Consider the following 25,642-nt stretch of genomic DNA (forward strand, 5'->3'; position numbering starts at 1 on the left):
CTTCGTGCCCTCAGTACGGGAAGTGGCAGGCCACCTCCCGCCGCTCCCCCGGCATCCCGATCCTCAGCAGCGGCCGCTCGGTGCGGCAGACGTCCTGCGCCCTCGGGCAGCGCGGGTGGAAGGTGCAGCCGGGCGGCGGGGAGGCCGGGCTCGGCGGGTCGCCGAGGAGGGTGATGCGTTCGCGGGCCCGCTCGGCGGCCGGGTCGGGCAGCGGGACGGCGGAGAGCAGGGCCTTGGTGTAGGGGTGGGCGGGGTTGTCGTACACCTCGTGCTTGTCGCCGATCTCGACGATCCGGCCCAGGTACATGACGGCGACCCGGTCGCAGACCCGCTTGACCACGGACAGGTCGTGCGCGATGAAGACGTACGCGAGGCCGAGTTCGCGCCGCAGCCGCTCCATCAGGTTGACGACCTGCGCCTGTACGGAGACGTCGAGCGCGGAGACGGGTTCGTCGGCGACGACCAGACGGGGGTCGGTGGCCAGCGAGCGGGCGATGCCGATGCGCTGTGCCTGGCCGCCGGAGAACTCGTGCGGATAGCGGTCGATGTGCTCGGGGATGAGCCCGACCAGTTCCATCAACTCGGCTGCCCTGGCGCGGGCTTGGGCCACCGACTTTCCCTGCACCAACAGCGGGTCCGCGATGATGCGCGCTACCGTCTGACGGGGATTCAGCGAGGAGTGCGGGTCCTGGAAGACCATCTGGAGGTGCTTGCGGTGCGGGCGCATCGCGGACGGTTTCAGATGGGTGATGTCGGCGCCGTCGAAGGAGACGCTGCCGGAGGTCGGTTCCAGGAGACGGACGATCATCCGCCCGGTGGTCGACTTCCCGCACCCCGACTCGCCGACCAGACCCAGCGTCTCCCCCGCCCCGAGATCGAAGCTCACCCCGTCAACCGCCTTGATTCCGGGGCTCTTTCGCCCCGACCGGGTGCGCTTCCCGGGGAAGGTCATCGTGAGGTCGCGCACCGACAGCAGCGGTGCGCCCGTCTGCGCCTCGACGGGTGCGGCGGCGGGTGCGGTCATCGGACGGCCTCCTGGGGTGCGGCGGCGGGTGCGGTCATCGGACGGCCTCCTGCGCCAGGGGCGCGGTCAGGTGACAGGCGGCCCGGTGGTCGAGGGACCCCTCGGACCGTTCCGACAGGGGTACGAACGCGGGTCGTACGGTGTCGCAGCGCTCCCGCAGCTCCGGCCCCACCGCTTCCGCGTCCCGTGCCGCACAGCGCGGCGCGAATGCGCACCCCGCCGCAGGGGCCAGCAGCGACGGCGGTGATCCGGCGATGGCCCGCAGCGGGGCGTCGTCGGGGTCGTCGAGGCGGGGCAGCGAGTCCAGCAGCCCGCGCGTGTACGGGTGGGCGGAGGCGGTGAACAGGGCGTCCACCGAGGCCTGTTCGGCCGCCCGGCCGCCGTACATGACCAGGACCTCGTGGGCGACCCGGGCGACGACGCCCAGGTCGTGGGTGATCATGACGACGCCGAGTCCCCGGTCCTGCTGGAGGCGGGCGATCAGCTCCAGGATCTGCGCCTGGACGGTGACGTCGAGGGCGGTGGTGGGCTCGTCCGCGATGAGCAGATCGGGTTCGCAGGCGAGCGCCATGGCGATCATGGCGCGCTGGCGCATGCCGCCGGAGAACTGGTGCGGGTACTCCCCCGCCCGGCGGGCTGGTTCCGGGACGCCGACCTCGCCGAGCATGTCGATCGCGCGCCTGCGGGCGACGGAGCGGCTGCTGCGGAAGTGGACGCGGTGGTGCTCGGCGATCTGCTCGCCGACGGTGTAGTAGGGGTGGAGGCTGGACAGCGGGTCCTGGAAGATCATCGCCATCCGGCGGCCCCGCAGCGTGGACAGCTCCTTCTCGGGGAGCCCGGTCAGCTCACGCCCGTCGAGCTTGATGGAGCCCTCGACGCGGGCGCTGCGGTGCAGGCCCATGACGGCGAGCGAAGTGACCGACTTGCCGGAGCCCGACTCGCCGACGATGCCCAGCGTGCGCCCCGCCTCGACGCCGAAGCCGATCCCGTCGACGGCACGCACAACACCACGATCGGTCGTGAACTCCACGCTCAGATCGGAGACTTGAAGGAGCATCAGTACCTCACCCTCGGGTCGACGACGGCGTAGAGCAGGTCGACGACCAGGTTGGCGACGACGATGAAGAAGGCGGCCATCAGCGTCACCCCGAGCACCACCGGCTGGTCGGCGGTGCTGAGCGCGCCGTAGAAGAGCCGGCCCACGCCCGGCAGTCCGAAGATGGATTCGGTGATGACGGCCCCGGCGAGCAGTCCGCCGAGGTCCATGCCGAAGAGCGTGAGGATGGGGGTCATGCCGGAGCGCAGGCCGTGTTTGACGACGACGGTGCGTTCGGGCATGCCCTTGGCGCGTGCGGTGCGGATGTACGGCTCCGCCATCGCTTCGATCATGGAGCCGCGGCTCTGCCGGGCGTACATGGCCGCGTACAGCAGCGCGAGCGCGATCCACGGCAGCAGCAGGTTGATTGCCCAGGTCACGGGCCCTGCGGTGAAGTCGTGGTACTCGGGGTACGGGAGGATTCCGGCGATCCGGATCACCCCGTAGATGAGCATGACCGAGGTGAAGTAGACGGGCAGCGAGGCGGCCGCGACCGCGCCGACCATGAGGGTGCGGTCGGTGAGGGTGTTCTTGCGCAGGGCCGCGACGACCCCGGCGCCGAGTCCGAGCACGAGCCACAGCGCGGCCGCGCCGACGGCCAGCGACGCGGAGACGGGCAGCCGGTCGAGCAGCAGGTCCCAGACGGGGAGCGAGTTCTCGTACGAGTAGCCCAGGCACGGGAAGTCGCACTGGAGGGCGTACTGCCCGGTGCCCAGCGTGCGGCCGGTGAAGATGCCGGTGAGGAAGTCGGCGAACTGCCGCCACAGCGGGAGGTCGAGCCCCAGGTGGTGGCGTACGGCTTCCAGGCGTTCGGGGCTGCATGTCTTGCCGCAGGCGGCTGCGGCGGGGTCGGCGGGCAGGACGTAGAAGATGACGAAGGTGACGGCGGCGATGGCCAGCAGCACCCCGAGGACGCCGGCGAGGCGGCGCAGGAGATAGGTGATCATGCGCTGCGGGCTCCTCCCGGGTCGCAGATGTGGGCGGTCATGCGCTGCGGGCCCCCCTCGGGTCGAGGATGTCGCGCAGGGCGTCGCCGAGGAGGGTGAAGGCGAGCACGGCCAGGAAGAGGAAGGCGGAGGGGATGAGGAAGTAGGTGGGGTCGGTCTCGTAGAAGGTGACGCTCTCGGCGATCATCTGGCCCCAGGAGGCGGTCGGCGGGCGCACGCCGACGCCCAGGTAGGAGAGCGCCGCCTCGGTGCTGATCATGCCGGGGATCAGGAGGGTCGTGTACGCGATGACCGGGCCGAGCACGCCGGGCAGGACGTCGCGGGTGAGGATGCGCCAGGGTCCCGAGCCCGCGAGGCGGGCGGCGTCGACGTACTCGCGGTGTTTGAGCGAGAGGGTCTGGCCGCGGACGACGCGGGCGATGCCGGGCCAGCCGAAGAGGCCGATGACGGCGGTCATCAGGACGATCCGGTTGACGTCCCTGGCCACCGACATCATCGCGATCATGAAGATGAGGGAGGGGAAGGACATGGTCAGGTCCATCAGGCGGCTGAGTGCGGAGTCCACCTTGCCGCCGAAGTAGCCTGCGGCGATTCCGGCGGCGGTGCCGACCAGGACGACGATGGCGGTCGCGGTGAAGGCGATCAGCAGCGAGACCTGCGCTCCGTGCACGACCCGGGCGAACAGGTCGCGTCCGGTGCCCGGTTCGACGCCCAGCCAGTGCTCGGAGCTGATGCCGCCCAGCGGGCCGATCGGCAGCCCGCCGAGGTAGGGGTCGACGGCGGACTTGTCGAACTCGTCGGGGGCCCAGCCGCCGAGGGCGGCCAGCCAGGGCGCGGTGAGCGCCATCAGTACGAACAGGACGACGACGCCGAGGCTGACCTTGACGGCCGGGCGGCGGGCCAGTTCGCGCCGGGCGAGCTGCCAGGGGCTGCTGCCCGGCGGTACGGCCGCGGCCGCGGCCGGCGGGGGCGATTTCGGCCCCCGCGGCGCGGTGAGAGGAGGAGTGGCGGTCATGGCTTGACGGACCCTCAGCCCTGGTTCTTCTTGGGGTCCTTGAGGCCGATCGTCGCGTAGTCGAGCTGGCCGGACCAGACCGGGTGGCCGAACGCGCCCGCGACGTTGGTGCCGACCAGCAGCGGCTTGCGGCCGATGATCATCGGTACGGCGGGGTGCTTGGCGAGGATCTGCGCGTCGAGGTCGAGCCACGCCTTGTCGGCATGGGCGACGTCGGGCATGGCGGCGATCTCGTCGAGGCGCTTCATGGTCGCCTCGTCGCGGAACTGGCTGTTGTTGCCCATGTTCCCGGTCTCCTTGATGAAGCGGCCGTCGAAGACGAACGGCAGGAAGGAGGAGCCGTTGGGGTAGTCGGGGCACCAGCCGCCGAAGACCATCTCGGGGGCGGACTTGATCGCGCCGACCGCGTCGTTGTACGCCGCCGGGTCGACGGTCTCGATCTTCACCTTGATCCCGGCCTTGCCCAGGCCCTGCTGGGCGGCCTCGGCGCGGGCCTTGTCGCCCGTCGACACGGTGAGGGTGACGTCCAGGCTCGGCTTGCCCGCCTCCTTGAGAAGCTGCTTGGCCTTCTCGGGGTCGCCGGCCGGAGCGATCTTGAGGGTGTCGGGCTGCTTGCCGCCGGTCATGGACGGCGGCATGTAGGCGGTGGCGATCTCGTTGAGCGCGGGTCCGCCGCCCGCGGTGACCACGGCCTCCTTGTCCAGGGCGTACTGGACGGCCTCGCGTGCCTTGGGGTCGTTGAACGGGGCCCGGGAGGTGTTGAGCTGGAGCATCGTGGTGCAACCGCTCAGCTCCGCGACCAGCCGCTCCTTGACGGCGGGCTTGGGCAGCACCTTGGCGGCGCTCGGCGCGCCCATGTCGGACCACTGCACGGCGTTGGCGTCGGCGCCGCCGGAGGCGATGATGCGGTCGTCGATCTGGCCGCCCTTGAGGCCCATGACGACGACGAACTTGTCCGGGTAGGCCTTGCGGACCGTGTCGGTGGACGCGTCCCAGTGCGGGTTGCGCACCAGGACGAGCTTCTTGTCCCGCGCGTACGAATCGATCTTGTACGGTCCCGAGGAGAACGGCCGTGCGTCGTACTGGGCGCCCTTCTCCTGCTTCTGGGGCACCGGCGCGAAGGTGGGGAGGGTCGCGATGGAGGAGAACTCGGCGACGGGGCGGTTGAGTTCGAAGACGATGGTGTGGTCGTCCGGCGTCTTGATCGAGTCGAGGTGCTTGCCGGTCAGGGGGCCGGTGTAGCCCTTGGTGTTCGCCAGCAGGCGGGCCGCGTAGTCGGGGCCGCCGGTGAGGTCGGGGGCGAAGGAGCGCTCGACGTTGTACTTGATGTCCTGCGCCGTGATCTCCGATCCGTCCTCGTACTTCAGGCCCTTCTTCAGGGTGAAGGTCCAGGTCCTGCCGCCGTTGGAGGACGTGCCGAGGTCGGTGGCGAGGTCGGGGACGAGTTCGCTGCCGCTCTTGCCGGGTTCGGCCTTGAAGGTGACGAGGGTGCGGTAGAGCAGCCGGATGCCGAAGTCCATGATCGGCATGACCCAGTTGCGCGCCGGGTCGAGGTGGGAGAAGTCCTGGTTGGACAGGACGGTGAGGGTGCCGCCCTTGGCCGGGGTGCCGCCGACGATCTTGCCGTCGTTGGCGGCGGCCGGGTTGTTCCTGGCCTGGCCCTTGCCGCCGTCGTTCTTGGTGGCTCCGCCGCAGGCCGTGGCGCCGAGGGCGAGGGCGGTCACGAGGGTGGTGGCGAGGGCGATACGGGTGCGCTGGATCATGGCTACTCCACGGGATACGGGCATGCCGGGGCCCGGCCCGACCTGAAACGGGCCGGGCCCCGGGTGAGGGTGAGGGGTGGTGCCGGGGTGGTGCGGGTGGTGCTAGCGGCGCAGCGGGCCTTCGCACGTGTAGTCCGCGGTGCCGGCCCGGCCGTCGGTCCAGACGTCGACCTTGCCGAAGGAGCAGTTCATGTCGGCGAAGTTGTTCGCGGCGGGCTTGGAACGGTCGAGCAGGTAGTAGTCGACGGTCTCGGACATGTCCTTGAACACCTTGCTGGGGTCACCGGAGTTGCTGAGGTTCGCGGTGATCCGCCCGGTGCACACGAACCGGGCGAGCTCCTTTCCGCCGTCGTCCTTGCAGGCGGTCGGGTCCATGTAGGTGGCGGTCTTGAAGGCCGCCTTGACGTCGGCGACGGCCGTGAACTTCAGCGAACCGACCGGCGTGTACTGGGTGTTGGGCACGTAGAGCTGGTCGACGACGGCGATCTGCTGGTCGAGGAAGGCGTCGTAGCCGCGCTGGAGGTTGGCGTCGGAGCCCTGCTGGTTGCGCCAGGCGTCGAAGGCGGCGACGTTGTTGGCCCGCAGGTGCTTGTACATCTCCTGGAGCTTGCCGGGGTGGTCGCGCCACAGGTACTCGAAGAAGGTTCCGGCGTACGAGTAGAACCGGAAGCCGTCGCCGTCGTAGGTGGCGTGCAGGAGCTGATTGACCGTCATGCGCGGTCCGCCGCCCGCGGTGTCGGCGATGATGCTCTTGACCAGGGACTTGCGCACCGCGATGCCGTCTTCGCGGGTGGCGCCGTCGAAGAACTCGCCGGTGCCCTCGTCCATGGCGGTGGTGCGGTCGTTCTGGTACCAGGGGCCCTCGCCGAAGGAACCGGGCACGGCGAAGCGGCCGTTGAGGTAGTGCACGTACTCGTGGCGGAAGAGCTCTTCGAGGGTGAGCGAGGAGTCCTGGGGGACGCGGCGCTGGTAGGTGTAGAAGGTGGCGCCGCGCTCGATGTAGATGCCGCCGTTGTTGGTGTCCATGCCGGTGAGCAGCGGGTGGTAGTTCTCGTAGTCGGCCCGCGAGCCGTACAGGACGATGTTGAGGGTGGTGTTGGTGTCTCCCGCGATCGGTTCGGTGCTGCCGATCACTCGGTGGAACTGGGCCTTGACCTGCTTGGACGCGTAGTAGAGCTGGTCGACGGTGGCGCGGCTGAGGCCGGTGCGGACCTTGATGGCACCGTTGTCGTAGGTGTAGGTGTACGGGAAGATCTTCTTCTCGATGTCGGCCTTGCAGACGCCGTACTGCTGGCAGGCGCCGAAGTAGTTGAGCCAGGTGGCGACCTTGGCCCAGGGCTGGCTGCCCTCGCCGAAGTTCTGCTTGGCGGTGGCCAGGAGGGTGCCGAGGTCGGCGACGACGCCGTCCTTGAGTGCGGGTATCTCGCCGAAGCGGCCGTACTCGCTGAGCGCGTCGCGCACGACCCACTCGTTCTCGGTGCCCTTGAGGTGGATGTAGCCCGCGAAGGCCTTGAAGGCGTTGCGGTACGTGGCGTCGGCGGCGACTGCGTTGCGGAAGGCGGTGTCCTGGTTGCCGGAGTAGACGCCGAGGTAGTTGAGGGAGAGCGCGGACAGGGCCGCGCCGGCCCAGTCGCGGTCCTTGTGGGTGGCGGTGTGGGTGGGGTCCATCGTCGCCAACACCTTCTGGATCAGGCCCAGTTGGTGCTGGCGCAGGCCGGGAGCGCTGCCCGCGATGAGGGCTTCGCGCAGGGTCTCGGCGTTGGCCTTGGTGACGTCGAAGGTGCGGGCGGCGGTGCCGTACGCGGCGATGGCGCGGCGCATCGCGTCGACGGTCGGGGCGTCGGTGATGTCGATCTCGGTGCGCGAGAAGTCGTGGTAGGCAACCGCGTGGAGGTAGGTGAACATCTCCAGCAGGTGGGTGGTGTTCTTGCCGTCGTGGGCGGCGGCGAGGGACTCGGCGCGACGGGAGACGGCCTGGACATGGGCGTCGGACATGACGGGGATCAGCCGTGCGTCCCAGGTCCAGATCAGGTCGCGCAGACAGCCGTCGGCGGTGACCGCCGGGTCGGTGAGGAAGTCGGCGAACTGGGTGGGGCTCAGGCCCGTGATGCCGTCGAGGGTGCAGGGGGCGACGGCGGCTCTGAGCTCTCTGCGCTCCCCTCTCTTCTGCGCCGTGGTTCCCTTCTGAGCTGCGGGTATGCGCCCGTTCGAGGTGATCGCACGGGGCGCGGGGGCGGGTGCGGGCTTCGTCGACCTGGGTGCGTTCGCGAGGCGCTGGACCTCGTCGAACGGGTTGGCGCCGGCCTGGGCCGCACGGGGCTGCGGCTGGCGGGCGACGTCGGAGGAGGCGTTCGTCGTGGGGGGCGCGGGCGCGGCCTGGGCGGACTGGACCGCCGGGAGGGCGAGGGTTGCGGAGAGGGTTGCGGCCAGCAGGATCCTGCGCGGCATACGCGGGTGTGACACCTGGATCTCCGGATCTGTGTGGGGAGTTGAGGGGCCGGTCCGCACGACTGCCGTCGGCTTCCGTCGGCTACCGCGCCCCGAGGTGTGACCCGTAACATAGTAATGTGAAATTGCACTGACAAGGCTTCGGCCAACTCTCCTGCCCCTGGAGGCGAAAACGTGACCTCGCACCCCAAGCGGACCGCTCAACTCCGCACTGTCAGCCATGATTTGCCGGTTTCTCCCGCGCTGGACGCGTACATGGGAGAGCGCTGGGCGCCCTCTCCGCTGCCTTCGGACGCACGCGTTCCGGGCTTCGAGCACTTCGCAGGGAGGCGGGCGAGGCTGGCCGCGCTCTTCCCCGGCGAGCAACTGGTCATTCCGGCAGGCGAGTTGAAGGTCCGGTCGAACGACTGCGACTACCGCTTCCGCCCGTACAGCGCGTACGTGTGGCTGACCGGCCTGACGACCGAGGACCAGCCGGGCCACGTCCTGGTGATCCAGCCGGACGGGGAGGCGGTCCTCTACGTACGGCCGCGCTCGCCGCGCACGGACGGGCGCGGCGAGTTCTACCGCGACCGCAGGTACGGGGAGTTCTGGGTGGGCCGGCGGCCCGACCTCGACGAGGCGGCGCACCTGACGGGCATCCGGTGCGCACACCTGGACGACCTGAAGGTGGGCGCGGAGTCGCGTGTGGCGGGCAACGACCCCGAACTCACCACTGCTCTGAGCGAGTTGCGGCTCGTCAAGGACGCGTGGGAGGTGGGGCAGATCCAGCTGGCGATCGACCACACGGTGCACGGGTTCGAGGACGTCGTACGGTCACTTCCGGCGGCGCTCGCGCACCCGCGCGGCGAGCGGTGGATCGAGGGCGTCTTCAACCTCCGCGCCCGCGCGGACGGCAACGGCCCCGGGTACGACACCATCGCCGCGTCCGGCGCCCATGCGTGCGTCCTGCACTGGATACGGAACGACGGGGCGCTGGACCGGGAGAAGCTGCTCCTGCTGGACGCCGGCGTCGAGGCCGACAGCCTCTACACCTCCGACATCACGCGCACGCTGCCGCTGTCGGGACGCTTCTCGCCGGTGCAGCGGCAGGTGTACGACCTGGTGCTGGCCGCGCAGAACGCGGGGATCGCGGCGCTGAAGCCGGGGGCGAGCTTCCGGGACTTCCACCGGGCGTGCTCGGCGGTGCTGGCCGAGGGGCTGCACGAGTGGGGGGTGCTCCGGGTGTCGCCGGAGGAGTCGCTGCGGGCGGACAGCGGGCTGCACCGGAGGTACTCGCTGTGCAGTTCGGGGCACATGATGGGGCTCGACCTGCACGACTGCGCGCAGGCGCGGGCCTCCCAGTACCTGGACGGGGTCCTGGAGGAGGGCCAGGTCCTCACGGTCGAGCCCGGCCTCTACCTCCAGCCGGACGACGAGACCCTCCCGGCGGAGCTGCGCGGAATCGGCGTCCGCATCGAGGACGACCTGGTCATCACTGCGGAGGGCGCCCGTCTGATGTCCTCGGCGCTGCCCCGCGAGGCGGAGGCGGTCGAGTCCTGGATGGGCGAGCTGCTGGGCTGAGCCGTGGCCGAGCCGTGCCGGACCCGGTCCGGGTCCGGCTCCCCGCCCCGCGAGCACGAGAGCGCGGGGCGGGGACACAACTCCTACCGCTCCGACAGGGGTGCCGGCGCCTCCTGGAGGACCCAGCCGTTGCCGTCGGGATCACGGAAGTAGGCCCACGAGTTCCACGTGTCCCCCTTGCCCTCCTCCCACCCCTTCTCCCCCAGGTGCATCACCGGGCTGATGTCCACCCCCCGCCCCGCCAGCTCCTCCCGCCCCGCCACCACGTCCACCACGCACACCTGCATGCCCTGGAGCGACCCGGGTGCCGCCACCGACGCCCACTCCGCCGGCGGCGCCATCCCTTCCGTGAGCACGATCGAACATCGCGACCCCGTCGGCGTCAGCTGCACGACCCGTGTCGTCTCACTGATCTGCATGTCGATATCGACCTTGAATCCGCACTTCTGCGCGTAGAAGTCCTTCGCCCGGTCGATGTCCGACACCGGCACCATGACGACTTCGAGGGTCCATTCCACGGAAATCTCCTCCACTGCACGGGTCGCCGCGAACAGCACAAGGGCGGCGTACCAGGATGGACCTCCCATCCTGGTACGCCGCCCTTCCCCCCGCTACAAGAAACGCGCCGCCGGCTGCCTCGGCTCGACCGGCTCGTCCCTGGCCTGCGCCCACAGCGACCTCACGTGCCCCAGGTGCCTCGCCATGCACGCCTCCGCGGCCTCGGCGTCACCGGTCAGCATCAGGTCCAGCAGCTCCAGGTGCTCCTGTGCCGAGGGGAGGAGTTCATTGCGCTCGTCGAGACGGGTGAGGCCGTAGAGACGGGAGCGCTTGCGCAGGTCCCCCACCGTTTCCACCAGCCGCTCGTTGCCCGCGAGCCCCAGCAGGGTGAGGTGGAAGCGGCGGTCGGCCTCCAGGTAGCCGATCAGGTCGTGCTTGCGGGCGGTGGCCACGATCTCCTCGGCGACCGGACGCAGCGCCTCCAGTTCCTCCCGGGTGGCGGTCCTGGTGACCTTGCCGACCACCGGCACCTCGATGAGCGCGCGGATCTCGGTGTACTGGTCGAGATCGCGCTCGCTCACCTCGGTGATCCGGAAGCCCTTGTTCCGTACGGGCTCCACCAGACCCTCGCGCGCCAGGTCCAGCATCGCCTCGCGCACCGGCGTCGCCGAGACGCCGAAGTCGGCGGCGAGACCCGGCGCCGAGTAGACGGAGCCCGGGCGGAGTTCGCCCGCGATGAGTGCTGCGCGCAGGGCGTTCGCCACCTGGTCGCGAAGTCGTTCCTGTGCGGTGATCAGGTGGCGCTGCTGCTTCAGTTCACCCATGGCGGTCCTCCGTGTTGCTGCGGACTGCCAGCGTACAATGTCACGTTGCGCCGTCGGTGGCCCGGTGCAGCGAGTACGTACGTGTCGAGGTGTAGAAGTCCAGTGCGCTGCGCCCCTGTTCACGCGGGCCGTGGCTGGAGGACTTCGTTCCGCCGAAGGGGAGGTGGAAGTCGACACCGGTCGATGGCGCATTGATGCGGATCATGCCCGTGTCGAGCGCGTCGAGTCCGTGCAGTGCCGTGTCGAGGTCGGCGGTGTGCACGGAGGTGACCAGTCCGTGCGGGACGGCGTTGGCCATCCGTACGGCCTGACCGAGGTCCTCGGCGTGCAGCAGGGCGGCCACGGGACCGAACACCTCTTCCCTCAACAGAGCGTGCCCCGAGGGTACTTGCTCGACGAGCGTCGGCTCCACGAACCACCCTTCGTCGTGTACGGGCCTTCCTCCCGCCAGTACGGTCACGTCACGGGTGGCGTCCAGCACCTTCCGGCGCGCCTGCTCCGAGATCACCGGACCGCACACGGTGGCGGGGTCGGCCGGGTCGGCGGCCGGGATCGCGCGCAGGGCGTCGACGAGGGCGTCCCGGAGCGGCCCGAGGGCCGTACCCACGGCGATGACGCGGCTGGTGGCGGTGCACTTCTGGCCCGCGTACCCGGAGATGGCGGCGGCGATGTGGGCCGCGGCCCGGCGCGGGTCGGCGTCCGGGAGGACGAGTGCGGCGTTCAGGCCGCCCATCTCGGCCTGGACGGGGATGCCGCGCGCGGTGGCGGTGCGGACGACGGCGCCTCCGGTGACGGTGGAGCCGGTGAAGGAGACGACGTCGGCGGCGGAGGTGAGGGCGTTGCCCTCGGGCGCCCCGCCGGGCACGACGGTGAACACGCCGTCGGGGAGCGCCTGTTGGACGAGTTCGGCGAGGCGGAGCGCGCAGGCGGTGGCCTCGGGGGCGGGCTTGAGGACGACGGCGTTCCCGGCCGCGAGGGCGGGTGCCGCCTTCCAGACGGGGATGGCGAAGGGGAAGTTCCACGGGGTGATCAGCCCGGCGACGCCGTACGGCCTGCGCCGGGTGAGGAGCAGCCCGGGTCCGGCGGCGGGCTCGTGGACGGATCCGGTGGCGTCGTACGGGAGTTGGGCGTAGTAGCGGAGGATGGCGACGGTGCGGGCGACCTCGCCGCGCGCCTCGGCGAGGGGCTTGCCCACCTCTCGTACCGCGAGCTCCGCCAGCTCCGCGCCCGCCTGCTCGACGGCGTACGCGGCGGCGGTGAGCGCCTGCGAGCGGGCGGCGGCACCGGACGCGTACCAGGTGCGGTGCGCGTCGCGGGCGTGGTCGGTCGCCTCAACCGTCCGCCAGGTACCGGCACTGGGGGCGTCCGCGACCTGGTCGGCGGGGTTCGCGGGGTTGCGGGAGACCACGCGGGTGGGAGCGAGTGTGCTCGTCACAGGAGGAAACCCCCGGGGAACGGGTCGGTCGGGTCGAGGAAGTACTGTGCGGTGCCGGTGATCCAGGCCCGTCCGGTGACGGTGGGCACGACCGCGGGCAGGCCGCCGACGGTGGTCTCCTCGACGAGCCGGCCGGTGAACTCCGTACCGATGAAGGACTCGTTGACGAAGTCGCGGCCGATGGGGAGTTCGCCGCGGGCGTGCAGTTGGGCCATGCGGGCGGAGGTGCCGGTGCCGCAGGGCGAGCGGTCGAACCAGCCGGGGTGGATGGCCATCGCGTGCCGGGAGCGGACGGCGTCGGAGCCGGGGGCCGCGAAGTAGACGTGCTTGAGCCCGGCGATGCGGTCGTCCTCGGGGTGCACGGGGCGGTGCTCCGCGTCGGCGTTGACGGCGTCCATCAGGGCGAGCCCGGCGGCGAGGATGTCGTCCTTGCGGGCGCGGTCGAAGGGCAGGCCGACCGCGTCGAGCTGGACGAAGGCGTAGAAGTTTCCGCCGTACGCCAAGTCATAGGTGAGCGTGCCGAGTTCGGGTACCTCGATCTTGCGGTCGAGGGCGACGCTGAAGGCGGGGACGTTGGTGAGAGTGACGCCGGTGGCGGCCCCGTCCTTCACCTGGACGTCGACGGAGACGAGCCCTGCGGGGGTGTCGAGTCGGACGGTGGTGACGGGCTCCTGCACCTCCACCATGCCGGTCTCGACGAGGACGGTGGCGACGCCGATGGTGCCGTGCCCGCACATCGGGAGGTAGCCGGAGACCTCGATGAAAAGGACGCCGTAGTCCGCGTCGGGGCGGGTCGGCGGCTGGAGGATGGCGCCGCTCATGGAGGCGTGGCCGCGCGGCTCGTACATCAGGAGCGTGCGGACGGCGTCCCGGTGCTCGGCGAAGTGCAGGCGGCGCTCGGCCATGGTGGCGCCGGGGATGGTGCCGACGCCGCCGGTGATGACGCGGGTGGGCATGCCCTCGGTGTGGGAGTCGACGGCGTGGAAGACGTGACGGGTGCGCAACTGGGCCTCCGTGGCGGCTGGTTGGTGGTTCTTCCGGACTAGCGGTGGCCGTCGGCGATGAGCTTCTCGGTGACGGAGCGCACGATGGACGCCTGCTCCTCGGGGAGCGGGAAGCGCGGCGGACGGGTGGGGCCGCCGCGCTCGCCCGCGAGGTCCATGGAGAGCTTGATGGACTGGACGAACTCGGTCTTGGAGTCCAGCCGCAGCAGCGGGTGCAGCGCGCGGTACAGGGGCAGCGCGGTCTCCAGGTCGCCGGCGACGGCGGCCCGGTAGAGGGCGACCGAGGCGTCGGGGAGGGCGTTGGGGTATCCGGCGATCCAGCCGACGGCGCCGGCGAGGGCGAGTTCCAGCAGGACGTCGTCCGCGCCGATCAACAGGTCCAGTTCCGGGGCGAGTTCGGCGATCTCGTAGGCGCGGCGGACGTCGCCGGAGAACTCCTTGACGGCGACGATACTGCCGTCGGCGTGCAGGTCGGCGAGGAGCTGCGGGGTCAGGTCGACCTTGGTGTCGTACGGGTTGTTGTACGCGACGACGGGGACCCCGGCGCGGGCGACCTCGGCGTAGTGGGCGCGCACCGCGCCCTCCTCGGCCCGGAAGGCGTTGGGCGGCAGCAACAGGACGGAGCCGCAGCCCAGTTCGCCCGCCTGCTCGGCCCAGCGCAGGGCCTCGGCGCTGCCGTACGCGGCGACGCCGGGCATGACGCGGTCGCCGCCCGCGACCTCGACGGCGGTCGCCACGACGCGGGTGCGCTCCTCGTCGGTGAGGGTCTGGTACTCGCCGAGGGAGCCGTTGGGCACGACGCCGTCGCAGCCGGCCGCGAGGAGGCGGGCGACCTGGGCGGCGTAGGTGTCGTAGTCGACGGTGAGGTCGTCGTGGAAGGGGAGCGTGGTGGCGACCATGATGCCGCGCCAGGGGTGGCGGCGGGCGGCGGTGGTCCCGGTCACGGCTTCGGCTTCGGCGGAGCTGTTGTGCGACGCGTTCATGTGAGATCTCCCTCGTGTGATGTGTGACATTTTATTGAAGTGCGGACGGGTCCGGCAAGAGGGCCTGGGCACGAACTGCGTACCTTCCGCCTCTCGTTGCTCAGTCTTCTGCCAGTTGCTCCAGGGTGACGGGGCAGGCCAGCGGGCGGCGCGATGCGGTGTCGCCCGCGCCTCCCGCCAGGCACGCGACGGCGGCCCCGCACATCCGGCCCTGGCACCAGCCCATGCCGGCGCGGGTGAGGAGTTTGACGGTACGGGCGTCACGTGCACCCAACTCCGCCACGGCCTCCCGTACTTGACCGGCGGTGACCTCCTCGCAGCGGCAGACGTCGGTGTCGTCGTCCAGCCATGCGGTCCAGCCGGGGCGCGGCGCGTGGGCGACGGCCATGGCGTCGGCGAAGCCACGCAGCCGGTCCCGGCGGCGGGCCCGGGACGTCCGGCCCCTCCCGTCCCTTCCGGCGATGTCGAGTGCCGCCAACTCACCCTCCAACAGGGCGAGTTCCGCGCCGCCGACACCTCCGCTCTCACCGGCGGACCACACACCGGTCACGGTGGTGCGCTGCCGGTCGTCGACGACCAGGGCGTGGGTGCCGTCGGGGGTGAGGCGGGTGGCGCAGCCGATGCCGGTGGCGGGTTCGAGCTGCGGGACGAGTCCGTGGCCCACCGCGAGGGCATTGCAGGGGATCCGCCTCTCCGTGCCGGGCACGGGCCGCCAGTCGCGGTCCAGGCGCATGACGGTGACGGCTTCGACGCGGTCCTTGCCGTGCACTTCGGTGACGGCGCTGCGGGTGCGCACGGGTATGCGGTGGCGCAGGAGTGCGGCGGCGTGCACCGCCCCCTCGGCCAGCTTGCCGGGGTTGGCGGCGAGGGTGGCGGGACGGCGGGTGTATCCGACGTAACCGCTCGCTTCGAGAACCGCGGGTATCTCCGCCCCGGCGGCGGCGAGCGACCCCGCGACGGCGAGCAGCAGGGGCCCGCTCCCGGCGACGACGACCCGCTGTCCGGGCAGGACGAGCCCGGCCTTGAGCATGGCCTGCGCGCCACCGGCCCCCACGACTCCGGGCAAGGTCCAGCCGGGGAAGGGGAGTTGGCGTTCGTACGCCCCGGTGGCGAGCAGGAGCTTGGCCGCCCGTACGGTACGGCGCTGATCGGCGCCGTCGGGTCCGAGGGCGGCGTGCACCGACCACTCCCCCGCCGCGCCGGTGACGGCCCAGACGTGGTGCTCGGCGAGGTGGTCGACGCGTCCGGCGGCGACGAGCGCCTCCAGGCGCGCGGCCCGGTCGGCGTACGCCTGCCAGGCGTGGTGCAGGGCCTCGGGGCGGCGGGCGCCCAGGCCGGGGGCGGGGTGCCGGTAGAACTGGCCGCCGGTGCGGGCGGCGGAGTCCAGCAGGGCGACCCGCAGGCCGAGCCGCCCGGCGGCGACGGCGGCCGCCAGCCCGGCGGGACCCGCGCCGACGACGGCGAGGTCGTACGGGGCGTCGTCGCAAGCGTCTGGTGCGGCGGGGACGGTGTCGTCAGACGGCAAGGTCGGCACGCCCGGTTCCTTCCTGGGTGGTGACGGCGTCGCCCGGGCGGGCCGGGACGAGGCAAGCGCGTTGGTTCGGGCGGGAGTTGACGGTGGCGAGGCAGTCGTAGCAGGACCCGATCCCGCAGAACGCGCCGCGCGGGCGGCCGTCCCGCCGGGTGGTGCGCCAGGAGAGGATCCCGGCGGCCCAGAGCGCGGCGGCGACGCTCTGGCCGGGCAGGGCGGGGAGCGGACGGCCGTCGAGGGTGATCTCGAAGGCGGGATCGGGGGTGGCGTGGGCGAGGTCGAGGGGGGTGCGGGAGGTGTCGCGGGGATTGCGGCTCATGGCCGGCCTTTCGGTCGGAGCCCCCAGCAGGCGAGGGCGCGGGTACGGCGACGGGAGCTGGGGCGGCGGGCGGACGGCGGAGGCAGGCCGGCACCGTCACACCCGCCCCCGCCGTCACACCACCCCCGCCCCCACCCCGAACCTCTCCGGCCGGAAGGCCTCCGCGAGCGTCGGCGCCCCGACCGGGAGCCCGCCCGAGGGCCCCGCCGTCCCGCCCGTGAGCGCGTTCGCCACGAACAGGCCGGTCGCCGGTGCCAGCCCGACGCCAGCCCCCTCGTGCCCGCACGCCTGGAAGAGGCCCGGCACCCGTGCGTCCGCCCCGATCGCCGGGAGATGGTCCGGCAGGTACGGCCGGAACCCGTGGTACGTCCGCATCACCCGCACCCCCTTCAGCACCGGGAACAGCTCCCCCGCCTGCCGCGCCAGCCTCCGCAGCACCTCCACCGACAGCGACCGGTCGAAACCGACCCGCTCCCGGCTCGCCCCGATGAGCACCGGCCCGGCGGCGGTTCCCTCCACCACGGCGGAGGTCTGGAGCGCGGCGGACCCGCTGGCCACGTCGGCGACGTAGTCGGCCGCGTACACCTTGCGCCGTACGACGCGCGGCAGCGGCTCGGTGACCAGGACGAATCCCCGTCGGGGCAGCACCGGGAGCTCGGTCCCGGCGAGCGCGGCGATCTGGCCGCCCCAGGTTCCGGCGGCGTTGACCACGGCGGGGGCGAGGAGGTCGCCGCGCGGGGTGCGCACGCCTCGTACCGCACCGTCGGGCCCGCGCAGGACGGCCGTGACCTCCTCGCCCAGCCTCAGCTCGGCACCCGAGGCCCTGAGCAGGTGGGCGGCGGCGAGCGCGGGCTGGACCTGGGCGTCCTGCGGGTAGTGGACGCCGCCCGGGAGGCCGGGGGCGAGGTGGGGTTCGAGGTCGTGCAGGGCGTCTGCGCCCTCGATGTCCTGGCAGGTCACGCCCGCCTCGCGCTGTGTGGTGGCGAAGGTGCGCAGGGCGTCGAGCCCGTGCCCGGTGGTGGCGACGACGAGGCCGCCCTTGGGCTCGTACTCGATCCGCTCCGGGAATTCCTCGGCCAGCTCGCGCCACAGTCTCGTGGACAGCAGCGCGAGGTCGAGCTCGGGGCCCGGCTCCTTGTCGGAGACGAGCAGGTTGCCCTCGCCGGCGCCGGTCGTGCCGCCCGCGACGGGGCCGCGGTCGACGACGACGACACTCAGGCCGGAGCGGGCGGCATAGAAGGCGCAGGCCGCGCCGACCACTCCGGCTCCGACGACGACAACATCAAAGGGGCGTCTCGTGAACACATCAGTAATATGTCACACAACACTTGGGGTGCCAAGGGTTCTTGAGACGCCTGATTCTCAACTGTCCCTCAGTGCTCGGCGGTTCCCCCCGCCTCACGAGCATCGGAGAGCACGGCGATGCCGTCCAGCTCCACGAGTGCCTGTACGTCCCAGAGCCGGACCGTGCCGATCACGGCCATCGCCGGGTAGTCGCGTCCGGCCAACCGCCGCCAGATCCGCCCGAGTTCGGGGGCGTGCTCTCGGTAGTCGGCGACGTCGGTGGCGTAGACGGTCACCCGGGCCAGGTCGGCGGGGGTGCCGCCGGTGTCGGCGAGGGCGGCCAGGAGGTTGGTGAGCGCCGTCTCGAACTGCTCGACCAGCGTCTCCCCCACCACCTTGCCCGCCCCGTCGAGGGCGGTCTGCCCGGCGAGGAACACCAGCCGGGAGCCGGTGGCGGCGACGCTGACGGCGTGCGAGAAGCCGGTGGGCGGGGAGAGTTCGGCGGGGTTGTGGCGCTGGAGGCGTCCGCCGGTGTCGTCTGCGGGGGTCATCGTGCGTACAGCTCCTTCGCGATGATGGTGCGCTGGACCTCGGTGGCGCCTTCGTAGATGCGGGGTGCGCGCACCTCCCGGTAGAGGTGTTCCAGCAGGTGGCCGCGTTGCAGGGCGCGTGCGCCGTGCAGTTGGACGGCCGCGTCCACGACGTACTGGGCGGCTTCGGTGGCGAAGAGTTTCGCCATGGCGGAACTCCGGGGCACGTCCGGTTCGTTCCTGTCGTACGCGGCGGCGGCCGCGTAGACGAGCAGCCGGGCGGCCTCGGTCCGCGTGGCCATCTCGGCGACCTGATGGGCGACGGACTGGAGGTTCTTGAGCGGCCCGCCGAAGGCGGTGCGGGTGGCGGTGTGCGCGAGCGTGGCGTCGAGTGCGGCCTGCGCCATGCCGACCGCGAACGCGCCCACGCTGGGGCGGAAGAGGTTCAGGGTGTCCATGGCGACCCGGAACCCCTGGTCGGGCGCGCCGATCACGTCGTCCGGCGTGACGCGCACGCGGTCGAAGGCGAGCGCGCCGATGGGGTGCGGGGAGAGCATGTCGAGCGCGCTGCCGGTGAGCCCGGGCCGGTCGGCGGGCACCAGGAAAGCGGTGATGCCTCGCGCGCCCGCATCCGGTGTCGTACGGGCGAAGACGGTGTAGAAGTCGGCGTACGGGGCGTTGGAGATCCAGCACTTCTCGCCGCTCAGCAGCCAGCCGCCGGCCCTGCCCCCGTCCTGGTCCGGGTCCTGGCCGTGGTCGTGGTCCTGGTCCTGGCCGTGGTCCTGGTCCGGGTCCGGGTCCGCCCGCAGCTCCAGGGCCGCCGCGTCCGAGCCCGCGCCCGGCTCGCTGAGCGCGAATCCGGCGACGAGGCGGCCCTCCCGTACCCCTGGAAGCCAGCGTGCGCGCTGGGCGTCGGTGCCCGCACGGGCGACCGGGGACGCGCCGAGCCCCTGGAGCGCGAGGGCGGTCTCCGCCTCCGTGCAGCCGTGGGCGAGGGACTCCCGCATGAGGCACAGGTCGAGCGCGCCGGAGGAGAAGAGCCGCTCCAGCAGGCCGAGTTCGCCGAGGGCGGCGACCAGGGGGCGGTTGAGCCGCCCCGGCTCGCCCTTCTCCGCCAGAGGGCGCAACCGCTCCGCGGCGAGCGCACGCAACTCCTCGCACCACTCGCGCTGCTGCGGTTCCAGGGCGAATCCGGGCATCTGCGGCCCCTCTCAGCTCGCGCATCCCGCGTTTATCGCGGACCGTTGACTGTCGTCACCGTCACGATACGCTCGGGAGGGCCCGTACTACAGGCGACCGCACTCACGCACCGCGCCACCCGCACCGCGTACCGCGTACCGCTGCACCTTCTGGTGCACCTATTGGTGCGCTTTCTGGTGCACTTTCTGGACACGTCACCACAGCGCCCGTACCACCGCACGGCAGGATCACCCACCCGTCAGACCGTCAGTCGCAACCGGACTGCCCGCTGCAAGGGGGCCAACCCGTCATGGCCATGGAGCTGCACCCCTCGGCCCACACCGACACCTTCCCGCGCGACCACCTGCCGCCCGCCGAGCAGTGGCCCGAGCTCCGCTTCGAGCTGCCGGGGCTCCAGTACCCCGACCGGCTCAACTGCGGCGCCGAACTCGTCGACCGCCCGCTGGCGGAGTTCCGCTCGGACCGTCCCGCGCTGCGCATGCTGGACGGCGAGGTCTGGTCGTACGGCGAACTGCGCGAGCACACGGACCAGATCGCGCACGTGCTCACCGAGGACCTGGGGATCGTGCCGGGCAACCGCGTCCTGCTGCGCGGCCCGACCACGCCCTGGCTGGTGGCCTGCTGGCTGGCGGTGATGAAGGCGGGCGCGGTGGCGGTCACCGTACTGGCCCAGCAGCGGGCCGCCGAGCTGACCACGATCTGCGAGATCGCGCAGGTCAGCCATGCCCTGTGCGACGTACGGACGCTGGACGACCTGGTGAAGGCGGGGGTGCCGGGGCTGCTGACCACGGCGTTCGGCGGGGATGCGCCGGACGACCTGGTGCGGCGGGCGGCGATCAAGCCGCCGCTGTTCGAGGCGGTGGCCACGGCGGCGGACGACGTGGCGCTGATCGCGTTCACGTCGGGGACGACGGGCCGCCCCAAGGGGTGCATGCACTTCCACCGCGACGTGCTGGCCATCGCCGATACCTTCGCACAGTACGTACTGCGACCGGAGCCGGACGACGTGTTCGCGGGGAGCCCGCCGCTCGGCTTCACCTTCGGGCTCGGCGGCCTGGTGATCTTCCCGCTCCGGGTGGGCGCTTCGACGCTGCTGCTGGAACAGGCGGGCCCGCGCGAGCTGTTGCCCGCTCTGGCCGAGCACCAGGTGTCGGTGCTGTTCACCGCGCCGACCGCGTACCGGATCATGCTGGACGAACTGGCGGACCCGAAGGTCTCGCACGACCTGAGCGCGCTGCGCCGCTGTGTGTCGGCGGGCGAGAACCTCCCGGCGGCAACCTGGCAGGCCTGGTACGAGCAGACCGGCGTACGCGTCATCAACGGCATCGGTGCCACCGAACTCCTGCACATCTTCATCTCGGCGGCGGACGACGACATCCGCCCCGGCACCACGGGGAAGCCGGTGCCGGGCTGGCAGGCGCGCGTGGTGGACGCCGACGGCGCCGAGGTGCCGGACGGCGAGCCGGGGCTGCTCGCGGTGCGCGGCCCGGTGGGCTGCCGCTACCTCGCGGACGAACGCCAGCAGGTGTACGTACGGCACGGCTGGAACCTCACCGGCGACACGTACGTGCGTGATGCGGACGGCTACTTCCGCTACGTCGCGCGCGCGGACGACATGATCGTGTCCGCCGGGTACAACATCGCGGGCCCCGAGGTCGAGGACGCACTGCTGCGTCACCCCGACGTGCTGGAGGCGGCGGTGGTCGGCCGGGCGGACGAGCTGCGCGGGCAGGTGGTCGCCGCGTACGTGGTGCTGCGGGAGGGGGTGCCGCGCAGCGAGGAGAGGGTGGCGCTGCTGCGGGACTTCGTGAAGGCGGAGCTGGTGCCGTACAAGTGCCCGCGAGAGATCGTCTTCCTGGACGTGCTGCCGCGCACCCCGACGGGCAAGCTCCAGCGCTTCCGGCTGCGGAATGCGGGTGGGCCGTGGCCTGCGGGCAATGGGGCGGGGGTTCCGGGTGTGCCGGGGGCCGGGATGCCGGGTGCGTCCGGGACCGGCATGCCGGGTGCGTCCGGGACCGTACAGTGATCGCGTGGCTGACCTGCACACTCCTCGCTCGCTGATCATCACGCTGTACGGCGCCTACGGGCGCGGCGGCCCCGGCCTTCTCCGGGGCGGCGGTGACGTGCCCATGCCCGTGGCGGAGCTGATCCGGCTGCTCGCGGCGGTGGGTGTGGACGCGCCGTCCGTACGGTCGGCGGTCTCGCGCCTCAAGCGGCGCGGGCTGCTGGAGTCGGCGCGGACACCGGAGGGGGCGGCCGGGTACGCGCTGTCCGGCGACGCCCGCCAACTGCTGGACGACGGGGACCGCCGCATTTACGCCGGTACGGAGCCGAGCCTGGCGGACGGGTGGGTGCTGGCGGTGTTCTCCGTGCCGGAGGCCGAGCGTGCGAAGCGGCACGTGCTGCGCTCGCGGCTGGCGCGGCTGGGCTTCGGGACGGCGGCGCCGGGGGTGTGGATCGCGCCGGGGGGCCTGTACGAGGAGACCCGGCACACGCTGGAGCGGCTGCAACTGGCGGAGTACGTCGAGCTGTTCCGGGGCGATCACCTGGGGTTCGCGGCGACGCGGGACTCGGTGGCGCGGTGGTGGGATCTGGCGGAGATCGCGGAGTTGCACCATGCGTTTCTGGAGCGGCACGAGCCGGTGTTGCGGGGGTGGGAGGCGGGGGGTCCGGAGGGGCCGGGGAGCCCGGGGGGCGTGCGGGCAGATACGGGTGCGACGGATGTTTCGGAACGGGCCTACCGGGACTACCTGTTGGCGCTCGACTCGTGGCGGCACCTGCCCTACGCGGACCCGGGCCTGCCTGCCGAACTGCTGCCGAAGGACTGGCCCGGGGGGCGGTCGGCGGAGGTCTTCGCGGGGCTTCATGCACGGCTGCGGGACGCGGGGGCGGAGTTCGTGCGGGGGGTGTAGGGGGTTCGGAGGCGGGCCGGGCGGGCCGGGGGTCCGGGAGGCAGGAGGCTCGGACGCGGGGCTCGGATGCGGGCCGACGGGCGCATTCGTACGACAAATTCCCGCGCCTGTGGATACTTGCGCGCACGGTTCTCGGCAGTCTGCGCATGATGAGGCATGACCTGGACTTTCACGGAAGACCTCAAGGAATTCCTGGACGCCGCTCGTGAGTCGTTGGCGTCCAGACCGGCGCGGGACACGCTGCTGCTGACGGTGTCGGCGACGCTGGAGCGGCGGGGCCCGGACGCCTACGGCGAGGAGCCGCCGCTCTTCGGCTGGTGGCGCCGCCCGGCCGACGGAATCGTGGACGGGGCGCTGATATGGACCCCGCCGGAGCCGGTACTGCTGGGTGCGGTGCCCCCGGATGCGGTCCGCCCGCTGGTGCTGGCACTGGACGACGAAGTGGTCCTGGGCGGCCGGAGGTTCACCGGTCTGCATGCGGAGAGCGAGGCGGCGGAGGAGGCGGCTGCCGCCTGGTCGGAGCGGGGCGGTGTCGGACGTGTCGCTCCGGGGCGCGGGGTCGAGCATCGGCTGTACCGGCTGGGCGAGTTGATACCACCGGCCCGGCTGCCCGCGGGGCGGGCCCGGCTCGCGGCACCGGAGGACCGTGGGGTGCTGGTGGACTGGGTGCGGGCGTTCGCCGCGGACACGGGGCAGCCCGGGACCCGCGCGGAGGCCATCGTCGACGAGCGGTTGGCACACGGCGGCCTGACCGTGTGGGAGGACCCGGAGGGCATACCGGTGTCGATGGCCGGCGTCACGCCCCCCGCAGCGGGGATGGTGCGGGTCTCCCTGGTCTACACACCTCCTGAGCTGCGCGGGAACAGGTATGCGGCGGCGGTGACGGCGGACGTGAGCGCGGCAGCGGTGGCTGCGGGTGTGGGCGAGGTGCTGCTGTTCGCGGATACGGCGAACCCCCTCAGCAATCGGATCTACCAGCGTCTCGGCTACGAGGAGGTGTCCACCCGGGTGGTGGTCACGCGGGAGTGAGGCTCGGCGACGGGAGGCGCGGCCTCGCCGGGACGGCGATCGGCGGGGCGGGCACGGGTGGGCGGGGGCTCGGTGGAGAGTTCCTGCTGCCACAGCAGCGTCGTCAGCCGGTCCGTCCCGGCGGCCAGGTGCCTTCGGTAGGTCGTCATGGGCAGGCCGAGCAGGTCGGCGGCCCGCTGCTGGGTGCCGGCCGGGCGGAGAAAGGTGTGGTGCAGGGCGCGGAAGCCCCGGCGGTCGGCGACGGACGCCTCCAGTTGGGCCGCGGCCGTGGCGATCGCCTCCCGCAGCACGGTGGCCCGCTCGCGGGGTCCGGCGTGGGCTGCGCACTGGGTCCGGACCAGTCGGGTGTCGAGCAGCGGGGAGTCGTCAAGGCCGTCCACCCGGTCGAGCCGGCGCAGGGCTTCCCGTACGGCCGCCGCGAACTGGTCCTGGTCCAGGACGGGTTGGTCCGGGAAGGCCGGGGGTGCCGGTGACGGTACGGGGGTGGTCGTGGCTCCCTGGGCGGTGAGCTGCCGCAGCCAGACGTCCCGGGGGTTGCGTCGCCAGTCGTGGACGAACATGCCGTAGGTGATGCCGCCCACGGTGAAGTCCGCCTCCGGCAGCCGGCCGAAGCCGACATAGGCGCACCCCTCGGCCCAGGCGTCCGGGTCGGCGAAGGGCAGCAGGGTGAGGGCGGGGCTGCGGGCGGTCAGGTAGTGGTGGGTCAGTCGCAGGGTGATCAGCAATTGGACGGGAGAGGGACCTTGGTAGATCTCGGCGTCGAGCCAGAAACGTACGAACAGCGCCTGTTCTCCCGCGCGCAGACCTCCGGGGCCTGCCAGCCAGCGGCGTACGGCATGCACGGCCGGATCGTCCACCTCCGCGGCCGTCCCTTCGGGGCCGGCGGCCGTCCCCGGCCCGTCGTGGTCGTTGCCGTCGTTGCGGTCGCCGCCCGAGAGCCACAGCAGTGCGTAGCAGCCGGAGGGCTCCGGGGCTCCCCCGTCGGGCCGGATGGTACGCGCCCGGATCGCGTACGGCTCGAACGCCGGGTGCCCGCGGGACCAGTCGCGCAGGAGGTCCGCGGACTGTGCACCCTCGTGCCGTCGGACCATCGCGCACAGGGCGTCCAGGTCCGCCGGGGTGCCGGGGGCGACGGCCAGCCGGTCGAGTCCGTCGTCGGAGGGCGGCAGGGCCGAGGTGAGCACGGGGCCCACCACCGGGCTCTCCCGGTGCAGATAGGCGTAGTCAGGCAGCACGGCACGCTGCCGGTCCAGGTCGGTTTCGTCGAAGAGCCGGAGGTAGTACGCGCCGGCCCGCTTGCGCAGCTTGGTCCGCAAGTCGGGGTGCCGCCACCGCAGTTCGGCGTCGAGGGCGTCGCGCACCAGGTCGTGCGGGCGGATGCCGTGGCGTACGTGGTCCATCGCCGACAGCGTCCGCAGCCAGGCGAACACGGGGCCCGCGTCCGGTACGTCGAGGAGTTCGGCGAGCAGGGACTCGGTGGTGACCAGGACTTGGGCCGTGGCCTCCAACGCGGTGCGGTGCAGGGGCGAGGGTACGGACTCCAGCAGGCAGTCCAGCAGGGTCCGGACGATCTGCGGCGAGTCGGCGGGCGACAGGTCGCCGGACACTCCCCCGTGCGCCTCGATGTCGGCCGCGAGTGCCAGGGCCAGGGGGTGGCCGCGGGCGAAGGCCAGGATCCGGTTCTCCTCCTGCTGCCCGTGCACCCCGGGCATTCCGCGTCCGCGGAGCAGGCGCAGGCTTTCCTCGGTGTCGAGCGGTCCGAGCCGCAGGCTGTGCAGGAGTTCGCGCCAGGCGGGGTCGACGCGCCAGGCGACCGGTGGGGCGTTGCGTGCCGCCAGGACCGTCACCAGGTCGGGGAGCGGCAGGGTGGGCAGTTCCTGGCGCAGTGCCTCCTCCGGCAGGGCGTCGGCGGCGTCCAGCAGCAGGACACGGCCCGGCCCGTGTGCTTCCGGTCCCCGCTCCGGACCTGTGCCGGGAAGCAGCACGTCGCGGGCGTCCCGCAGCACCGGCTCGTGGCCGCGCTGGGCCGCCAGGTGGGCGAAGTGGTGCAGGAGGGTGGTCTTGCCGATGCCACCGGGACCGTGCACGAACAGCACGGAACCGGAGTTGCGTTCCAGCAGGTCGCCGAAGAGCGCGGACTCCTGCCTGCGCCCCACGAACCCGCGTTCCCGTGCCGCCTCGAACCACTCGCCCGACCGGATGTCAGCCACCTTCCCAGTATGGCCTTCGCGGCCTGG

Annotated in this window: 21 protein-coding genes; 4 read left to right on the forward strand and 17 right to left on the reverse strand. The window is 72.1% G+C overall.

Features of this window, described 5'->3' with window-relative positions; genetic code table 11:
- Positions 1-10 precede the first annotated feature (10 nt).
- The 6 genes from IE269_RS13380 to IE269_RS13405 all read right to left on the reverse strand — a co-directional run bounded on the left by IE269_RS13380 (position 11) and on the right by IE269_RS13405 (position 8,293).
- Positions 11-1,024, reverse strand: coding sequence for an ABC transporter ATP-binding protein (locus IE269_RS13380; RefSeq protein ID WP_308436943.1), 1,014 nt, complete (start codon positions 1,022-1,024; stop codon positions 11-13).
- Between the two features lie 34 nt (positions 1,025-1,058).
- The gene (locus IE269_RS13385; RefSeq protein WP_189823100.1) at positions 1,059-2,081 is read right to left on the reverse strand and encodes an ABC transporter ATP-binding protein; all 1,023 of its coding nucleotides are present in this window, start codon (positions 2,079-2,081) and stop codon (positions 1,059-1,061) included.
- Complete coding sequence (locus IE269_RS13390; protein ID WP_189823101.1) at positions 2,081-3,067, reverse strand: ABC transporter permease; 987 nt, start codon at positions 3,065-3,067, stop codon at positions 2,081-2,083. Before IE269_RS13390 ends, IE269_RS13385 begins: the two co-directional genes overlap by 1 nt.
- A 37-nt stretch (positions 3,068-3,104) precedes the next feature.
- Positions 3,105-4,082 (reverse strand): ABC transporter permease, encoded by a 978-nt coding sequence (locus IE269_RS13395; RefSeq protein WP_189823102.1) that lies wholly within the window; start codon positions 4,080-4,082, stop codon positions 3,105-3,107.
- A gap of 14 nt (positions 4,083-4,096) precedes the next feature.
- On the reverse strand, positions 4,097-5,845 hold the full coding sequence (locus IE269_RS13400) for an ABC transporter substrate-binding protein (protein WP_189823103.1): 1,749 nt from the start codon (positions 5,843-5,845) through the stop codon (positions 4,097-4,099).
- Positions 5,846-5,947: 102 nt separating this feature from the next.
- Positions 5,948-8,293 (reverse strand): collagenase, encoded by a 2,346-nt coding sequence (locus tag IE269_RS13405; protein WP_189823104.1) that lies wholly within the window; start codon positions 8,291-8,293, stop codon positions 5,948-5,950.
- A gap of 174 nt (positions 8,294-8,467) precedes the next feature.
- Between IE269_RS13405 and IE269_RS13410 the strand changes: the two genes are divergently transcribed.
- On the forward strand, positions 8,468-9,856 hold the full coding sequence (locus IE269_RS13410) for an aminopeptidase P family protein (RefSeq protein WP_229897613.1): 1,389 nt from the start codon (positions 8,468-8,470) through the stop codon (positions 9,854-9,856).
- Between the two features lie 83 nt (positions 9,857-9,939).
- On the opposite strand, the gene IE269_RS13415 is transcribed toward IE269_RS13410, so the two are convergent.
- The 10 genes from IE269_RS13415 to IE269_RS13460 all read right to left on the reverse strand — a co-directional run bounded on the left by IE269_RS13415 (position 9,940) and on the right by IE269_RS13460 (position 19,463).
- Complete coding sequence (locus IE269_RS13415; protein WP_189823105.1) at positions 9,940-10,374, reverse strand: VOC family protein; 435 nt, start codon at positions 10,372-10,374, stop codon at positions 9,940-9,942.
- Positions 10,375-10,467: 93 nt separating this feature from the next.
- Positions 10,468-11,178 carry a GntR family transcriptional regulator gene (locus IE269_RS13420; protein WP_189823106.1) on the reverse strand — a complete coding sequence of 237 codons (711 nt, stop codon included), beginning with the start codon at positions 11,176-11,178 and terminating at the stop codon, positions 10,468-10,470.
- A 40-nt stretch (positions 11,179-11,218) separates the two neighbouring features.
- Positions 11,219-12,613, reverse strand: coding sequence for an aldehyde dehydrogenase family protein (locus IE269_RS13425; protein WP_189823107.1), 1,395 nt, complete (start codon positions 12,611-12,613; stop codon positions 11,219-11,221).
- The gene (locus tag IE269_RS13430; protein WP_189823108.1) at positions 12,610-13,617 is read right to left on the reverse strand and encodes a proline racemase family protein; all 1,008 of its coding nucleotides are present in this window, start codon (positions 13,615-13,617) and stop codon (positions 12,610-12,612) included. Before IE269_RS13430 ends, IE269_RS13425 begins: the two co-directional genes overlap by 4 nt.
- A gap of 38 nt (positions 13,618-13,655) precedes the next feature.
- Positions 13,656-14,516 (reverse strand): dihydrodipicolinate synthase family protein, encoded by an 861-nt coding sequence (locus IE269_RS13435; protein WP_229897669.1) that lies wholly within the window; start codon positions 14,514-14,516, stop codon positions 13,656-13,658.
- 184 nt (positions 14,517-14,700) lie between these two features.
- Positions 14,701-16,134: an FAD/NAD(P)-dependent oxidoreductase gene (locus tag IE269_RS13440; protein ID WP_438817547.1), complete on the reverse strand. Its 1,434-nt coding sequence runs from the start codon at positions 16,132-16,134 to the stop codon at positions 14,701-14,703.
- The gene (locus IE269_RS13445) at positions 16,115-16,450 is read right to left on the reverse strand and encodes a (2Fe-2S)-binding protein (protein ID WP_189823110.1); all 336 of its coding nucleotides are present in this window, start codon (positions 16,448-16,450) and stop codon (positions 16,115-16,117) included. Before IE269_RS13445 ends, IE269_RS13440 begins: the two co-directional genes overlap by 20 nt.
- A 114-nt stretch (positions 16,451-16,564) precedes the next feature.
- Positions 16,565-17,755: an NAD(P)/FAD-dependent oxidoreductase gene (locus tag IE269_RS13450; RefSeq protein WP_189823111.1), complete on the reverse strand. Its 1,191-nt coding sequence runs from the start codon at positions 17,753-17,755 to the stop codon at positions 16,565-16,567.
- Between the two features lie 68 nt (positions 17,756-17,823).
- The gene (locus tag IE269_RS13455; RefSeq protein ID WP_189823112.1) at positions 17,824-18,285 is read right to left on the reverse strand and encodes a RidA family protein; all 462 of its coding nucleotides are present in this window, start codon (positions 18,283-18,285) and stop codon (positions 17,824-17,826) included.
- Positions 18,282-19,463, reverse strand: coding sequence for an acyl-CoA dehydrogenase family protein (locus tag IE269_RS13460; RefSeq protein WP_189823113.1), 1,182 nt, complete (start codon positions 19,461-19,463; stop codon positions 18,282-18,284). The genes IE269_RS13455 and IE269_RS13460 overlap by 4 nt, the downstream gene beginning before the upstream one ends.
- Before the next feature lie 296 nt (positions 19,464-19,759).
- Between IE269_RS13460 and IE269_RS13465 the strand changes: the two genes are divergently transcribed.
- The 3 genes from IE269_RS13465 to IE269_RS13475 all read left to right on the forward strand — a co-directional run bounded on the left by IE269_RS13465 (position 19,760) and on the right by IE269_RS13475 (position 23,405).
- Positions 19,760-21,490 (forward strand): AMP-binding protein, encoded by a 1,731-nt coding sequence (locus tag IE269_RS13465; protein ID WP_189823330.1) that lies wholly within the window; start codon positions 19,760-19,762, stop codon positions 21,488-21,490.
- Positions 21,491-21,494: 4 nt separating this feature from the next.
- Positions 21,495-22,376, forward strand: coding sequence for a PaaX family transcriptional regulator (locus IE269_RS13470; RefSeq protein ID WP_189823114.1), 882 nt, complete (start codon positions 21,495-21,497; stop codon positions 22,374-22,376).
- A gap of 156 nt (positions 22,377-22,532) precedes the next feature.
- Positions 22,533-23,405 (forward strand): GNAT family N-acetyltransferase, encoded by an 873-nt coding sequence (locus IE269_RS13475; RefSeq protein WP_189823115.1) that lies wholly within the window; start codon positions 22,533-22,535, stop codon positions 23,403-23,405.
- Here the strand turns inward: IE269_RS13475 and IE269_RS13480 are convergent.
- Entirely contained in the window at positions 23,363-25,615 is a 2,253-nt protein-coding gene (locus tag IE269_RS13480) for an ATP-binding protein (RefSeq protein ID WP_189823116.1), read from the reverse strand. The genes IE269_RS13475 and IE269_RS13480 overlap by 43 nt on opposite strands.
- Positions 25,616-25,642: the final 27 nt, after the last annotated feature.

The organism is Streptomyces spiroverticillatus (genome assembly GCA_014650415.1).
GTDB classification, from domain to species: domain Bacteria; phylum Actinomycetota; class Actinomycetes; order Streptomycetales; family Streptomycetaceae; genus Streptomyces; species Streptomyces spiroverticillatus.